The following is a 14,137-nucleotide window of genomic DNA, read 5'->3' on the forward strand; positions in this document are numbered from 1 at the left end:
ACGCCGTCAGCGTACGCAAAACAGCTTGCTGCCAAAGCCGATATCATCAATCCCGGACTCTAGATCCAACCGCTACTGAAAGCGGGGGGACGTCGATGGCGACAAGAATCCGGATGAATCATCGACACTCCGCAGTCCCACCAACGACAAACGACAGGCCCCGGATGAAGCCCCCAGTTGCCTTGCTGCTTCTCCTCATGTGTTCAACCGCTATCGCAACGGAAACGACGGAGCGCAAGGAATGGGAATGGCGCGGCCCCGGTGAAGCGGGTGCGTGGCTGTAGACGGAGAAGCGCGGAAGCACGGTCAGCTTCAGCCTCGAATTGAACCGGGGGGAACCGTCGTACAACATCGGCGTGGCATCCGGGCAGTTCCCCCTGGAGCACCATCTGGGTATCTACCAGCCCTACGAACTCCCGGGGTGCGCGTTGGCCTTCGCGTTCGTCGGTGATGAGGTGGAGATCAAGCAGCTCGGCTCCGGCTCGGATTGCGGCTTCGGGTTCGGCGTGATGGCAAGCCATGTGCTCACGCTCAAGCAGGCGAAGTGAGCACGCCCGCTCAACGCGGAGGCAGGATGGCCGGTGCATGCTGCGCCATCAGCTCCACAATCCAGTCGATGAACACGCGCAGCTTGCGGCTGACATGGCGGCTTGGCGGGAAGGCCACGTACAACGGCATCGGGTCGAGGTGCCAGTCCTCGAACAGCGGCACCAGTTCGCCGCGCGCCAGCGGTGCGCGCGCCATGTACTGCGGTAGCCACAACACGCCCAGGCCGGCTAAGCCCGCAGCCAGGTAGGCATTGCCATCGTCCACCGACAGCACATGCCGGCCGTGCACACGCAACTGCTCGTCGCCGCGCCGCATCGCATACGCCAGTGGCGTGCCGGTGCGCGAACCGCGATAGCCGATGATGCGGTGGTTGCTGTCTTCCAGTGCCTGCGGATGCAGCGGCTCACCCGCACGCGCCAGATAGTCCGGCGCGGCGTACACCCCCAGCGCCAGGTCGGCGACGTGGCGCGCGCGCAGTGACGGCTCGGTGAGTTCACCGCCACGCACCACGCAGTCCACGTTCTCGTCGATCAGGTCCACCTTGCGGTCGCTGGCGCCCAGGTCCAGCTGGATGTCCGGATACCGCGCGTGGAAGGTGGGCAGGGCTGGCACCACGACCAGGGTGGCCAAGGGCGCGGGCACGTCCACGCGCAGGCGGCCGCGCGGCGAGGCGGAGGCTGCCGACAGACTGGTCTCGGCATCGTCCAGGTCGGCCAGCAGGCGCACGACGCGCTCGTAGTAGGCGGTCCCGTCGGCGGTGGCGTTGACCCTGCGCGTGGTGCGGTGGAGCAGCTTCACGCGCAGGTGGGTTTCCAATTGCTGCACGAGTTGGGTCACGCGCGTCCTGCTGGTCTGCAGCGTGTCGGCGGCCTTGGTGAAGCTGCCGGTTTCCACCACGCGGATGAAGGCCTGCATCGCGTCGATACGGTCCATGTGGTCTCCAGAGGGCCCAACGGGATTGTTTGGATTCTACAAACAGTGCTCCCCGGGTCGGCGTGTTTATCGCACGGGTGCGACTGCCTAGAGTGGCTCCCGCGCGCCGGAATCCCCGGCCCCAAGGAGATACCCCGTGAGTCCCCGTGATGCTGTTTTCCCCGCAGGTCGGCATGCGCTTTACGCAGCCCACCGCTATTCCGCCGCGATCAAGTCGGATGACCTGCTGTTCGTGTCCGGTCAGGTCGGCAGCCGCGACGACGGTTCGCCCGAGCCGGATTTCGAGGCCCAGGTCCGCCTGGCGTTCGCCAATCTGGAAGCGACCCTGCGCGCAGCCGGATGCGGATTCGACGACATCGTCGACGTCACCACCTTCCACACCGATCCCGCACGCCAGTTCGACACGGTCTTGGCCATGAAGGACGAGATCTTTCCGCAAGCGCCCTATCCGGCCTGGACCGCGATCGGCGTTACCTGGCTCGCGGGCTTCGACTTCGAGATCAAGGTCATCGCGCGCATTCCGCGCTGAACATCCGCGTGGTGAAGGCCGGGCACGGCCAGGTGCTCAGACCGTACCCGACTGGATGCGGTGTGTCGCTTCACCGGGATCCAGCGAATGTGTCGCGGGATTTTCCCGTTGCGACGATCCGGTTCCGCGTCATCCCGCGCGGATCAGCCCGCGCTGCGCGGCACCGGCGTGTTGAGCAGTTGCTGCTCCCACAAGTACGCGATCCCGCTGCCTGCAGCATGCTGCTTGAGCACCTCCGTCAGTTCGGCGGCGTGGTCGGTCCGGGCCCAGTCGCGCTGCCATTCGGCCGCGACTGCCAGCCAGGTCATCATGTTCGCGCCCGCCGCGATCATGCGCTGGATGGCCACCTGGTGCGCCTCGACCGACACCGCGCCGGATGCATCGGTGACGACGGTCACGTCCCAGCCTTCGCCCAATGCCTGGATCACCGGCATGGCGACGCAGATCTCGGTCCACAGGCCGGCGATGACCAGCTGCTTGCGGCCCGTCGCCTTGACCGCGTCCACCACCTTGCGGTCTTCCCAGGTGTTGATGAACGTCCGGTCGATCACTTCCTGGCCCGGAAACACGTCGGTGATCTGCGGAAAGATGAGGCCGCCGCGTTCGGCGATGACGCTGGTCAGGATGGTGGGCACACCGAACGCCTTGGCGGATTTCGCCAGCGCGGTCGCATTGTTGACCACCATGTGCGGGTCGTGGCTGTTGAGGTTGGCGAGCTGGTACGGCTGGTGGTCGATCAGAACGAGGACCGAGTCTTCCGGACGAAGCAGCGACGCGAGGCCGTTACGAAAAGTCATGGATACATCCTGTGGTGAGGGGAAGGTGCAGAGATGGACGCAGCGGTGGCTGCATCGTCCCGGCGCAAACCTTGTCATCCTCCTGCGCGGGGCGGTAGCGCCCGTTCGTGCCAAGCTGTGTCGCGGAATCGGGAACACGGGATTCGCGAGGGCTGTGGCAGGCTATGGCGCGCATCCGGGAGACCACGTTGGATATCGAAGACCTGCGGACATTCGTGGAAGTGGCCGATGCCGGCGGCGTTTCCCCCGCTGCGCGCCGGCTCGGCGTTGCCAAGTCCGTCGTCAGCCGGCGGCTGGGCCGGATCGAGGCGGAACTGGGCGTGCAACTGCTCGCACGCACCACGCGCGGCGCCGCGCTCACCGAGGCCGGCGCCACGTTCCGCGAGCACGCCGCCCGGGCCTGCGCCGAGATCGACGCGGCCCGGGAAACCATCCTGCCCAGCGGTGACCTGCGTGGCCGCCTGCGCATAGCGGCGCCGCTGTCCTTCGGGCCGACCCACTTCGCTTCCGTGCTCGCGGAAATGGCGCGGCGCCACCCGCAGCTGCACGTGCATACCGCCTACAGCGATCGCTTCGTCGACCTGGTCGCGGAGGGGTTCGATTGCGCGATCCGTGTGGGCTATCTTCAGGATTCCACGCTGGTCGCGCGCTGCGTGGGGCCGCTGTATGGGAAGCTCGTCGCGAGCCCGGATTATCTCGACGCGCATGGCGTCCCCGAGGTGCCGGGTGACCTCGCCGCGCATGAAGCGCTGATGCAGGGAACCGAAGCGTGGCAGTTCATGGACGGCGACGGGATCATCACCGTGCATCCGCGCGGGCGCTTCAAGGCCGACAACGGCACCGCGCTGATCGCCGCCGCCGTCGCCGGGCTCGGCATCGCGTGGCTCCCCGATGGCCTCACCCGCGACTACGTGGCCTCCGGCGCGCTGGTGCCGGTCATGACCCGCTATCCGCCGCCGCCGGCCGGCATCTATGTCATCCGGCCGCCCGGCCAGCATCCTTCACTCAAGGTGCGGGCGCTCACCGAGTTGCTGATCGAATGTTTCGAACAGGCGCCGCACCTGGCGGATGTCGGCGGCTGAACCGCCGCGGTAGTGGCGATCACATCGAGGGCAGGCAGCGGGCCGGGTGGCACCGTTCCATGGCACAGTGCGGCGGCCTGCGCGGGTGTGGAGCATCGAAGCCGTTGCGGCATCCGCCCACCATGTTCATCCCGGAGAATCACGCATGCGGTTCCACCTTGGCTGTTGGTCCGTGATCGCGATGCTGGCCTGCAGTGCGCCCCTCGCGTGGTCAGCGCAATCCAGGGAGTCCTTCGCCCTGCGCGTACCCGTCGCGCCCATGGCGCGCGCGATGCAGGGAGGCCAGGAACTGGTCTACGAACTGCACCTGGACAACCATGCCCGCCGCGATCTGCGGCCCGTGCGCGTTGACGTGCTGGATGCGGCCGATGGGCGCGTGCTGGTCGCCTACGAAGGCGCGACGCTGGAGCAACGACTGGACCGTTCGGGCGTGCAGTGGAAGGCCGAGACGTTCGATGCGATCCCGTCGGGGAGGCGCGGCGTAGTGTTCATCGAACTGCCATTGAAGGGCGTGTTGCCCGCCGCATTGCGCCATCGTGTCGGTTTCGCGGATGCGCATGCGGATGCCGGTGCGGACATCGACACGATCGAAGGCGGTTCGACACCGGTGATCGACGGCAAGACCCCGGTGCTGGCGCCGCCGCTCGACGGCGGTCCGTGGGTCGCCATCCATGATCCCCGCTGGGCGCGCGGGCATCGCCGCGTGGGCTATGCCTTCAACGGTGCCCTGCGTACCCCCGGTCGCCATGCGGCCGACTGGGTGAAGCTGGATGCATCCGGGCGCAAGGCGCCGGAGGGCAACGATCTTGCCGCACGCACCTACAGCCATGGACAGCCTGTGTACGCCGTAGCCGATGGCGTGGTGAGCCGCGTGCACGACCGGTCACCGGAGCGTACGCGGCTTTCGGAAGACATCACCGGCACCGAAGGCAATCACGTGGTCCTGCAGCTCGACAACGGCTACTACGCGCACTACGGCCACCTGCGCCCCGGCAGTGCGACGGTCGTGCCGGGCATGCGCGTCAGGGCGGGCGACAGGATCGCGCAGGTCGGGTTCAGTGGCAGCGCCTCCAATCCGCAACTCCACTTCGCCCTCACCGACGGCCCGGATGAACTGGCCAGCGAAGGCATCGCGTACACGTTTGCGCGCTACCGCCTGCTGGGCTCGTTCGACGACGTCTCGCGGATCGGCCGCGGCATGTGGACGCCCGCCAGCGCGCAGCAGGAGGTCCGGGCCTCCATGCCCGCGGGCATGAGCGTGGTGCGCTGGCCGGAGTAGGGCTTGCGCAGGGGGGCGGGGTGATTCGTCGGTCCCATCGCGGCTTCGTCGCATCCTGTTGGCCTGCAGCGCGGTCTGCGTGCATCCTTCCAGGCTGGACAGGCGCGGGTCTCCTCCTTCGCCTGGCATGGCCATCACGACACGCCGGTACCGGCATGAGAGGACAGATGCGTTTCAGGACGTCATGGCGGGTGGCCGCGATGCTGGTCGCGATGCTGGTATCGGGCTGGGCGGGGGCCGTGGATGCGCCCGCGGGCGCGGCGGGCGAGGGCATCGATGCCCGCCTCCAGGTACGCATGGCCGAGTCCGGCCTGGTGGGTGTGGGCGTGGCGGTGATCATCGACCGGAAGTTGGCGTGGTCGAAGGGCTACGGCTTCGCCGACAAGCAGCGCGGCGTGCCGTTCACGCCCGACACGGTGATGGCGATCGGCTCGATCAGCAAGACCTTCACCGGCGTGGCGATGATGCAGGCGGTGCAGGAGGGCAGCCTGTCGCTGGACGAGGACATCAACCGCTATCTGCCTTTCAAGGTGGTGCATCCCGCGTTCCCGGAGGCGCGCATCACGCTGCGCCAGTTGGCCACGCACACCTCGGGCATCACGGATCGGTGGGCGGTATACGAGCGCCAGTACCACTGGGGCGGTGACGCGCCGGAAACGCTGGGTGATTTCCTGCCGGGCTATCTGGCGGCGGGCGGCAAGGACTATGCGCCGGAAAACTTCGTGCCGCACGCGCCGGGCACGCACCGCGAGTACTCCAACATCGGGGCGGCACTGGCGGGCTACATCGTGGAGCGTGCGGTTGGCGAACCGCTGAACACCTACACGCGCCGCACCATCTTTGCGCCATTGCGGATGGCCCGCAGCGGCTGGTTGCTGTCGGAGGTGCCGGCCGATGCGCATGCCACGCTGTACGTGGCGCAGGACGGCTTCAGCATTCCCCTCCCGCCCTACGGCCTGACCACCTATCCCGATGGTGGCGTGCGGACGTCGGTGGCGGAACTGTCCCGGTTCTTCATCGCGCTGCTTGGCGGCGGCCAGTACGAGGGCGCGCGCATCCTGCAGCCTGCCTCGGCCGCGGAGATGATGAGGCTGCAGTACACCGCGGCGAACAAGCCGGACAACATCGTACTGGCGGAGAAGAACTCCGGCCTGTTCTGGGCCACCAAGTACGATGGCCGCTTCGTCGGCCACGGCGGTTCCGACCCCGGCGTGCGGACCGAGATGCTCGCCACGCCGGCGGGTGACGTGGCCGTGGTGCTGTTCACCAATACCTCGCTGGCAGAACGCGACGGCAAGGTCTACGCGGAGCTGTTCAAGGATGTCTGGGAGCATGCGCAGGCACTGAAGTCCGCCGCGAAATAGTCCGGGTCGGCCGCCCGCCGATCCTGCGAGAATGCGGCCAGGCCCGCAGTGCGCGCGGGCATGGGAGGGAACGGCATGATTCGCTGCATGATGGCCATCCTGGCGTGGCTGCTGGTGACCGCGATGCCGACGGCCCAGGCGGCACCGCCTTCGCCGAGTACGGAAGACGGCAGCGTCCCGCGCGTACCGCTGGAGTATCTGCCTGCGCTGAAGGGGGATTACTTCCCGTTGACCGACCGTGGATCCGGGCGCGTGCACCACGTCTACGTGCGCTATCCCGAAGGCTACGACGCGTCGGCGTCGACACGTTATCCGGTGGTGTACCTGCTGGATGGCGACAGCCTGTTCCCGCTGCTGGCGCCCACGCATCTGTTCCTGCATTACGACGAGAAGCTGCCGGAGGCCATCCTGGTGGGCATCGCCTATGGCGGCTTCGACCCGGCCATCAACAAGCGCCACATCGACTTCACTGCGCCGGGTGCGGACGCCACGCCGGAGCAGGGCGGGGCGCCCGGGTTCCTGGCCTTCCTGCGCGGGCAAGTGGTGCCCGAAGTGGAGCGTCGTTATGCCACCGATCCGGCGCGACGCGTCCTGGTGGGGCAGTCGCGCGCGGGCTACTTCGTGCTGTGGTCGGCACGGGAGGCGCCGGACCTGTTCTGGGGCCGCATCGCCAGCAATCCGGCGCCCGGTCCGGCGCGTGACGCGCTGTTCTCCGGGGCGCTGCCGCATGCGCGCGACGACCTGCGCGTGGCGGTGGCCAGCGGCACGCGCGACACGGTCGAACGCCGGCGGGTGGCGAGGGAGTGGGTCGATGGGTGGACGTCCCGCGCGGATGCGCCGTGGCGGATCGGCTTCTTCGAGATCGCCGACGGCACGCACGCGGCCAGCATCGGGGAAACCTACCGGCGCGCGATGCTGTGGCTGTTCCGCGAGGGGAACGATCCGCCGGCACCCACCCGCTGAGCGTCCACCCGACCGTAATCGCGTTCACAGAACGCTGCCGATCGTCGGAAATACCGCCGCCATGTCACACAACCGGCATGCGCGCCCCTTACGCTGCGGGCATGGATACGTTGGCCACCATCCGGGCCGCACTGGCCGTCGCCGGGGAACGCATCGAACGCGATGCGTTGCGCGAGGACCCGCGCGTGTTCATGGACCAGCTGTGGCGCCAGGTCTACGACGCCGCCCCCGACGATCTGCAACCCTACGTGTGGGCGCGGCTGGCGGACTTCTCCGCGCAACTGGGCCTGATGGGCGACCTGCCCACGCACCGCAGTCCGGTGCGCGCGCCGCCCGAGGTGTTCGTGCGGCGGTAGCGGCGCTCACTGAGCCGGCGGGTCCCAGAGGCTGTCGTCCACGGGCGCCTCGGACAGTCCGCGCACCAGCGTCATCACCATCTCGTTCTCGCTGACGCCGTTCTGCCGCGCCAGCTGCGTGAACACGTCCTCGCTCATCGTGACGAGCGGGATCAGGTTGAAGCGCCAGCGGCCCTGCTCGCGTTCGAATTCGAAATCGAAGGGCATCTCGACGGTGCCGATCTTCAGCCGTGCCGCCGCGCGGTCGCCGTCCACCTGCAAGGTGCCCAGTTCGCTGCGCTCGACGCCTTCGCGTCCGATCCAGCCGCGGTCCACGGCATGCGTGAACACCGTGCGCCCGTCCATCGCACGCAGGTCACGGGCCGGGACGCGTGCGCGGATGATCAGCACCTGCAGGCGCTCGGTCATCCGTAGTGATTCCAGCGTGGTGCGCTGCGCCGTCAACGCCAGTTCGCGATAGCGCGCGTACTCGCGCAGCGTGCCGGTGGTGACCTGATCGGCGGCGCGTTCGCCCTGCCGGGCGAGCACGGCGGACTTGTACGCCGCGAACGCGGCGCGCACGGCAGTTTCGTCGTCGGCTGCGTGGGCGCTGAAGAACGGGACGAACAGCAGGCACAGGATCAGCCAGCGGGGCATGCGGTACTTCCATTGCGTGGGGGGGGCGCCATGGTAGGCGATCAGGGGGGCGGACGACTCACACTGACCTCATTCGCAGGGCACCTGCGTTCTGCAAGGCATGGAAGCACGTAACATGCGCATTGCATGAAAACCGAAATCCGCCCCGCACGGCTGTCCGAAGCCGCTGAACTGGCCGCGATGATGCGGCGTACCTTCCTCGCCGCGAATGGCCATTGCAGTACACCGGAAAACGTCTCGGCCTTCGTCGCGCAGGCCTATACGGCCGAGCGGCAGGCCCAGGAAATCCGCGATCCCGACACGCTCACGCTGATCGTCGAACAGGACGGCGTGTGGGCCGGCTTCGCGCAACTGCGCTGGGGCACGGTGCCGCCAGCCGAAGTGGGACTGCGGCCGACGGTGGAACTGGCGCGCATCTACCTGGACGAAGCCTTCCACGGGCAGGGCATCGCCGCCGTGCTGGTGTCGCACCTGCTGGCGGCGGCACGGCTGCGCGGGTCGCGCTCGGTGTGGCTGACGGTCTGGCAGGAGGCCCCACAGGCCATCCGGTTCTGGCGCAAGCATGGCTTCGAGATCGTTGGCCGCTCCCTCTTCCACGTGGGCGATGATCCCAAGGAAGACTGGGTGATGACGCAGGTGCTGCCGGCGGGCTGACGCCGGGAGCCTTCATCCGCGCGCCCGGTCACCTTGCCGGGCGACGGACTGCGTTAGGCTTCCGCCGGGCATGCGATGGAGCACGGTGATGCGTGGAACGGGCTGGAAGCGGCTGGCAGGCATGGCCGCGGCGTTCGGGCTTGCGGCGGCGGCACAGGCGGTGCCGTTCTGGGGCGCGAAGGAAAGTCGATCGGCGGACACGATGCCGTCGGCGCTCGCGCCCGGCGAGTGGATCTGGGGCGGCGACGACAAGGCCATGGGACCGATGGTGATGCTGGTCAGCCTGACCGAGCAGCGTGCCTATGTGTATCGCAATGGCGTGCTGGAGGCGGTGAGCACCGTCAGCACGGGCAAGCCTGGGCACGAGACCCCGACGGGTGTGTTCACCATCCTGCAGAAGGACAAGGACCACCATTCCAGCAAGTACAACAATGCGCCGATGCCATACCAGGAACGGTTGACGTGGGACGGCGTGGCGCTGCACGCCGGCGGCTTGCCTGGATTCCCCGAATCGCACGGGTGCGTGCATCTGCCGTCGGAGTTCGCGCGTCGCCTGTTCGGAGCCACCACGATGGGGATGACGGTGGTGATCGCCAAGGACGGGGTGTCGCACTCGGACATGGTGCATCCGCTGCTGCTGTCGCCGGTCGCGGCCTCGGGGGCGGATGCCGCGCCTGTGCCGTTGGCCGCAGACGAACCTTTCCGATGGACGCCGGACGCTGCGCCGCAGGGGCCTGTATCGCTGGTGCTGAGCCGCAGCGACCAGCGTCTGGTCGTGTTGCGCAACGGGGTGGAGATCGGTCGTACGCGCGTGCAGCTGCGCAGGCCGGGCCTGGTGCTTGGCACGCATGCCTACGTGATGGGCAGTGGTTACATGCAGGGCACGTTCGCGCAGTTTCCCCAAGGCCGCGCGCCGCAATGGATGGCCATCGCGATCCCCGGCCATGAAGACGACGCCGGCCGCGTACTGGACCGCGACGCCATCGACAACGTCGTGATCCCCGCTGCGTTCGCCGCGAACGTCTACCCGCTGCTGGTACCCGGGACGGTACTGGTGGCGACCGACGCCGGCCTGGTGCCGCAGACGACGGGTGCCCGCGTGCAGGTGGTCAACGCCGACCCGCCCCACACGCTGTAATTGCTGCGACCTGTCGGGCGCTAGGCCGTGGGCTGCCGCAATGCCGGGTTGTCCCAACCGGGGCGCGGCGCGAAGCGGTCACCGTGGCGGGCCTGCAGCGCCTTGAGCTTTTCCAGCAGCACGTCGGGGCCGACCGCCTTGACGTGTTCGATCGGGCCGCCGCGGAACGGGGCGAAGCCGGTGCCGAAGATCACGCCTGCATCGAGCAGGTCCGCATCGGCCACCACGCCGTCATGCAGACAGGCCACGGCTTCGTTGAGCAGCGGCAGGATCAGGCGGTCCTCGAGATCATCGGGTGTCTTGTAGTCCTGCGGGACCTGCGGCTTCACGGGTTTGCCGTTCTCCCACGTGTACAGGCCCTGGCCGTCCTTCTTGCCGCGCTTGCCGGGTTCGACCGTCGCCAGCGCCGCTGGCAACGTCAGGCCGAGGAACGGCGACAGTTCCGCACCCACGCCCTGGGCCACGTCCAGGCCTACGGTGTCGATCAGTTCGATCGGACCCATCGGCATGCCGAATTTCACCGCCGCCTTGTCGATCACCGGGCCGGGAATGCCTTCAGCGTAGGCGGTCGCGGCTTCCAGCATGTACGGGAACAGCACGCGGTTGACCAGGAAGCCCGGCGTGCCGGCGACAGGCACCGGGAACTTGTCCAGCGCCTTGCAGAACGCAGCCAGGCGCTTGACGTTGGCGTCGTCGAGCGCGTCGTGCTGCACGATCTCCACCAGCGGCATCAGCGCCACCGGGTTGAAGTAGTGCAGGCCGGCGAACTGCGCCGGGCGCTGGATGTGCTCGCGCAGTTCGGTCAGCGGGATCGACGAGGTGTTGGTGGTCAGCAGCGTGTCGGCCTTCAGGCGCGGCTCGACGGTCTGGTAGAGATCGCGCTTGGCCTCGGGGTTCTCGATGATCGCTTCGATCACCAGGTCGGCCTGCGGCACGCCGTCGCCGGCCAGGTCGCCCTTCAGGCGCGCAGCCACGGCGGGACGCTTGCTCTCGTCCTTCACCTTCTTCGCGAACAGTTCCTGTGCACACGCCAGCGCGCCGTCGATGAAGCGCTGCTCGCGGTCCTGCAGGGTGACGTTGAAGCCCTTGTAGGCCGACCACGCCGCGATATCGCCGCCCATCACGCCGGCGCCGACGACGTGCACGTTCGCGATGCCATGGTCTTTCCCGCCGAGACCCTTGAGGCGCTCGGTGAGGAAGAAGATGCGGATCAGGTTGCGCGCCGTCGGCGTGCCCGCGAGCTTCACCACCGCCTTGCGCTCGGCGTCCAGGCGCGTCTGGATGCTCTTGCCGCCGGCAGTCTTCCACACGTTGATGAGGGCGTACGGCGCGGGGTAGTGCGCCTTCGGCGCTTTGCGCGCGACCTGCTTGGTCATCTGCGGCGCCAGGATCTGTCGTGCCGCCCAGCTGTTGCTGATCCAGCCGGTGAAGCGTTGCTTGAACGCGCGCTGCGGGCGAGAGCCGATGAGCGCGACGGCGGCATCGATCAACACGGCCGGTTCGGCGATCTTGTCGACCAGGCCCATTGCCTTCGCCGAACTGGCCGACAGCGTGCGGCCGGTCAGCATCATGTCCATCGCCTTCGGCGATCCCACCAGTCGCGGCAGGCGCGCACTGCCACCCCAGCCGGGGAAGATGCCAAGCTTCACTTCGGGCAAGCCGATGCGGGTGGAGGGATCACTGCTGGCCACGCGGTAATCGCAGGCCAACGAGATCTCGGTGCCGCCCCCCATGCAGAAGCCGTGGATCGCCGACACCGTGGGGCAGGGCAGTTCGGCCAGCTTCTGGAACACCGCCTGGCCACGGCGGATCGCGTCGTTGACGGTGCCCTTGCGGTCGAACTCCTGGAACTCCTTCAGGTCCGCACCGGCGATGAAGCCCGACGCCTTCGCCGAACGCAGCACCAAGCCCTTGGGTGGCTCGATGGCCAGCCGTTCGATGATGTCGGCCAGTTCGATCAGCACGTCCTGCGAGAACGCATTGACACTCGCGCCCTGGCGATCGACGGCCAGCACGACGATGCCGTCGGCGCGCAGCTCGGTCTGCCAGTGACTGAATCGCAGCCCATCGAAGTTTGCGGCCATGCAGGGACCATCCGTTCACGTATGGAGAAGGCCGCTATCATCCCGAGGTTGTTTCATCCCCGTCAAATCCACATATCAACGAGAACGTCGTCACGGGCGTGACCGGCGGCAGGGGGATGTTCCCGCTGCGCCGGTTAAATTCTTGATAGGGCAACGGTTTGGACAAGGCGTTGAACTTTCCTCCGCTAGCGCGGTCACAGGGCACGGCCAACGCCGAGCCGACAGGAGTGCGGCCCGGCATGGCCGAAACAGATCCAACCCAGGAGCTGGACCTCGAGCTGGTCAGGCGCGTGCAACGCGGCGACAGCGCGGCCTTCGACCTGTTGGTGCGCAAGTACCAGCATCGCGTGGTGGCGCTGATCGGGCGGTACATCCATGACTGGAGCGAGTGCCAGGACGTGGCCCAGGAGACCTTCCTGCGTGCTTACCGCGCGCTGGGGAATTTCCGGGGCGATTCCCAGTTCTATACGTGGCTGCACCGTATCGCCGTGAACACTGCCAAGAATCACCTGGTCGCACACAATCGCCGCCCCCCGACGGCGGATGTGGATGCCGCCGACGCTGAGCAGTACGACATCGGCGCCCGGCTGCGCGACACCGACACGCCCGAGCGCGAGCTGATGCGCCAGGAGATGGAGGCGACGGTGATGAAGGCCGTGGACGGTCTGCCCGAGGAGCTGCGAACCGCGATCACCTTGCGCGAGGTGGACGGCCTCAGCTACGAGGAGATCGCGCAGAAGATGGACTGCCCGATCGGCACCGTGCGTTCCCGGATCTTCCGCGCGCGCGAGGCCATCGACGAACAATTGCGTCCCTTGCTGGACAACGACAGTGCAACCCGGGAGCGTGCCCGCTCATGACCGCCCGCAACGAGACTCCGATCATCGACAAGCTAGAAACCCATCACCGCCAGCAACTGTCCGCCCTGATGGACGGCCATCTGCCTGCGGATGAAGCGCGCTTCCTGCTGCGGCGACTGCAGCACGACCAGGACCTGGCTGGCTGCTGGGAACGCTGGCAGTTGTGCGGCGACGTGCTGCGCGGTGAAGGCCGTGCGCCGGCGCCCGCGGGCTTCGCCGAGCGCGTGGCGCGGGCGATCGCGGCCGAATCCGTTCCCGCCTCCGCCGCATCGCAGATGCAGGGCCCGCGCTCGCGCAACCTGCTTGCGCGCTGGGGTGGGGGCGCGCTTGCCGCCTCCGTGGCTCTGGTTGCGCTGTTCATGGCGCGCCAGCAGTCGCCGCAGGACGTGCCGGTGGGTGAGGGAACCCAGATGGCATCCACACAGACGACATCCCCCACCGTTCCGGCGGAGGCACCTTCGGCGCCCGCGCCGGACGCCGAGGCCTACGCGGTGGCCGCTGTTGCTGCCGTGGCCAGCGTGCCCCGTCGGCAGGACAATGCCGCCCGCCGCAGTGCTACGCGCAGCCAGCAGGCAGCGCGCAGCGCGCAGCGCGTGGCGCGCGCCGAAGCGCCGGTCCGCGCGACGGGCACCGCGCACACCGCGCCGATGGACAGTGTCGGTACGCTGGTGGCGGCCGCACCGTCGCAACTCGCCGCCAATCCCTTCGCGCACCGTGCAGAAGATGCAGGCAACGCATCCCCCCGGCCGTGGCCACGATCTGCGCTGTCGGGATATCCATCAGCCAACGGTGGCCTGACGACGGGCTACAGCTCGGATTCGGCTGCCCGGACCTTCTATCCGTTCGAGCCGCGCCTGCAGTCCGGGCCGCCGGCGACACCGCCGATCGACGCGCCGCGCGAATAACCCCGGGT

Annotated in this window: 15 protein-coding genes; 11 read left to right on the top strand and 4 right to left on the bottom strand. The window is 68.0% G+C overall.

Annotated features, from left to right (window positions below):
• The first annotated feature begins 323 nt into the window (after window positions 1-323).
• The gene (locus tag FB548_RS12165; protein WP_142125064.1) at window positions 324-548 is read left to right on the top strand and encodes a hypothetical protein; all 225 of its coding nucleotides are present in this window, start codon (window positions 324-326) and stop codon (window positions 546-548) included.
• Window positions 549-558: 10 nt separating this feature from the next.
• On the opposite strand, the gene FB548_RS12170 is transcribed toward FB548_RS12165, so the two are convergent.
• Window positions 559-1,482: a LysR family transcriptional regulator gene (locus FB548_RS12170; RefSeq protein ID WP_142125065.1), complete on the bottom strand. Its 924-nt coding sequence runs from the start codon at window positions 1,480-1,482 to the stop codon at window positions 559-561.
• Between the two features lie 136 nt (window positions 1,483-1,618).
• On the opposite strand from FB548_RS12170, the gene FB548_RS12175 reads away from it, so the two are divergent.
• On the top strand, window positions 1,619-2,011 hold the full coding sequence (locus FB548_RS12175) for a RidA family protein (protein ID WP_142125066.1): 393 nt from the start codon (window positions 1,619-1,621) through the stop codon (window positions 2,009-2,011).
• A 143-nt stretch (window positions 2,012-2,154) separates the two neighbouring features.
• On the opposite strand, the gene FB548_RS12180 is transcribed toward FB548_RS12175, so the two are convergent.
• Window positions 2,155-2,808, bottom strand: a complete 654-nt coding sequence (locus FB548_RS12180) for a hydrolase (protein ID WP_142125067.1) — start codon at window positions 2,806-2,808, stop codon at window positions 2,155-2,157.
• A gap of 188 nt (window positions 2,809-2,996) precedes the next feature.
• Here FB548_RS12180 and FB548_RS12185 point away from each other — a divergent pair, with 188 nt between their 5' ends.
• From FB548_RS12185 to FB548_RS12205, 5 genes are all read left to right on the top strand, one after another.
• Window positions 2,997-3,890, top strand: coding sequence for a LysR family transcriptional regulator (locus FB548_RS12185; RefSeq protein ID WP_142125068.1), 894 nt, complete (start codon window positions 2,997-2,999; stop codon window positions 3,888-3,890).
• 145 nt (window positions 3,891-4,035) lie between these two features.
• Window positions 4,036-5,169, top strand: coding sequence for a M23 family metallopeptidase (locus tag FB548_RS12190; RefSeq protein WP_142125069.1), 1,134 nt, complete (start codon window positions 4,036-4,038; stop codon window positions 5,167-5,169).
• Window positions 5,170-5,336: 167 nt separating this feature from the next.
• A complete protein-coding gene (locus tag FB548_RS12195) occupies window positions 5,337-6,533 on the top strand; it encodes a serine hydrolase domain-containing protein (RefSeq protein WP_255470535.1) in 1,197 nt (398 codons plus the stop codon).
• A gap of 87 nt (window positions 6,534-6,620) precedes the next feature.
• Window positions 6,621-7,496: an alpha/beta hydrolase-fold protein gene (locus FB548_RS12200; protein WP_185742098.1), complete on the top strand. Its 876-nt coding sequence runs from the start codon at window positions 6,621-6,623 to the stop codon at window positions 7,494-7,496.
• A gap of 77 nt (window positions 7,497-7,573) precedes the next feature.
• On the top strand, window positions 7,574-7,852 hold the full coding sequence (locus FB548_RS12205; protein WP_142125071.1) for a hypothetical protein: 279 nt from the start codon (window positions 7,574-7,576) through the stop codon (window positions 7,850-7,852).
• 6 nt (window positions 7,853-7,858) lie between these two features.
• Here the strand turns inward: FB548_RS12205 and FB548_RS12210 are convergent, their stop codons facing one another.
• On the bottom strand, window positions 7,859-8,488 hold the full coding sequence (locus tag FB548_RS12210; RefSeq protein ID WP_142125072.1) for a hypothetical protein: 630 nt from the start codon (window positions 8,486-8,488) through the stop codon (window positions 7,859-7,861).
• Between the two features lie 126 nt (window positions 8,489-8,614).
• Here FB548_RS12210 and FB548_RS12215 point away from each other — a divergent pair, with 126 nt between their 5' ends.
• Both FB548_RS12215 and FB548_RS12220 read left to right on the top strand, forming a co-directional pair.
• A complete protein-coding gene (locus FB548_RS12215) occupies window positions 8,615-9,142 on the top strand; it encodes a GNAT family N-acetyltransferase (protein ID WP_142125073.1) in 528 nt (175 codons plus the stop codon).
• Window positions 9,143-9,230: 88 nt separating this feature from the next.
• Window positions 9,231-10,280, top strand: a complete 1,050-nt coding sequence (locus FB548_RS12220) for a L,D-transpeptidase (RefSeq protein ID WP_255470536.1) — start codon at window positions 9,231-9,233, stop codon at window positions 10,278-10,280.
• Between the two features lie 20 nt (window positions 10,281-10,300).
• Here the strand turns inward: FB548_RS12220 and FB548_RS12225 are convergent, their stop codons facing one another.
• On the bottom strand, window positions 10,301-12,364 hold the full coding sequence (locus tag FB548_RS12225; protein ID WP_142125074.1) for a 3-hydroxyacyl-CoA dehydrogenase NAD-binding domain-containing protein: 2,064 nt from the start codon (window positions 12,362-12,364) through the stop codon (window positions 10,301-10,303).
• Window positions 12,365-12,603: 239 nt separating this feature from the next.
• Here FB548_RS12225 and rpoE point away from each other — a divergent pair, with 239 nt between their 5' ends.
• Together rpoE and FB548_RS12235 are read left to right on the top strand one after the other, a co-directional pair.
• On the top strand, window positions 12,604-13,224 hold the full coding sequence (gene rpoE / locus FB548_RS12230; RefSeq protein WP_142125075.1) for an RNA polymerase sigma factor RpoE: 621 nt from the start codon (window positions 12,604-12,606) through the stop codon (window positions 13,222-13,224).
• Window positions 13,221-14,129: a sigma-E factor negative regulatory protein gene (locus FB548_RS12235; RefSeq protein WP_142125076.1), complete on the top strand. Its 909-nt coding sequence runs from the start codon at window positions 13,221-13,223 to the stop codon at window positions 14,127-14,129. Before rpoE ends, FB548_RS12235 begins: the two co-directional genes overlap by 4 nt.
• The last annotated feature ends 8 nt before the right edge of the window (window positions 14,130-14,137 follow it).

This window comes from Pseudoxanthomonas sp. 3HH-4 (assembly GCF_006716465.1).
Classification (GTDB): Bacteria; Pseudomonadota; Gammaproteobacteria; order Xanthomonadales; family Xanthomonadaceae; genus Pseudoxanthomonas_A.

What these genes read in the sequence shown, in the direction of transcription:
- FB548_RS12170 (WP_142125065.1), bottom strand. Translation starts at nt 1,482, where the DNA reads ATGGACCGTATCGACGCGATGCAGGCCTTCATCCGCGTGGTGGAAACC.
- FB548_RS12180 (WP_142125067.1), bottom strand. Translation starts at nt 2,808, where the DNA reads ATGACTTTTCGTAACGGCCTCGCGTCGCTGCTTCGTCCGGAAGACTCG.
- FB548_RS12190 (WP_142125069.1), top strand. Translation starts at nt 4,036, where the DNA reads ATGCGGTTCCACCTTGGCTGTTGGTCCGTGATCGCGATGCTGGCCTGC.
- FB548_RS12195 (WP_255470535.1), top strand. Translation starts at nt 5,337, where the DNA reads ATGCGTTTCAGGACGTCATGGCGGGTGGCCGCGATGCTGGTCGCGATG.
- FB548_RS12200 (WP_185742098.1), top strand. Translation starts at nt 6,621, where the DNA reads ATGATGGCCATCCTGGCGTGGCTGCTGGTGACCGCGATGCCGACGGCC.
- FB548_RS12205 (WP_142125071.1), top strand. Translation starts at nt 7,574, where the DNA reads ATGCGCGCCCCTTACGCTGCGGGCATGGATACGTTGGCCACCATCCGG.
- FB548_RS12210 (WP_142125072.1), bottom strand. Translation starts at nt 8,488, where the DNA reads ATGCCCCGCTGGCTGATCCTGTGCCTGCTGTTCGTCCCGTTCTTCAGC.
- FB548_RS12215 (WP_142125073.1), top strand. Translation starts at nt 8,615, where the DNA reads ATGAAAACCGAAATCCGCCCCGCACGGCTGTCCGAAGCCGCTGAACTG.
- FB548_RS12220 (WP_255470536.1), top strand. Translation starts at nt 9,231, where the DNA reads ATGCGTGGAACGGGCTGGAAGCGGCTGGCAGGCATGGCCGCGGCGTTC.
- FB548_RS12225 (WP_142125074.1), bottom strand. Translation starts at nt 12,364, where the DNA reads ATGGCCGCAAACTTCGATGGGCTGCGATTCAGTCACTGGCAGACCGAG.
- rpoE (WP_142125075.1), top strand. Translation starts at nt 12,604, where the DNA reads ATGGCCGAAACAGATCCAACCCAGGAGCTGGACCTCGAGCTGGTCAGG.
- FB548_RS12235 (WP_142125076.1), top strand. Translation starts at nt 13,221, where the DNA reads ATGACCGCCCGCAACGAGACTCCGATCATCGACAAGCTAGAAACCCAT.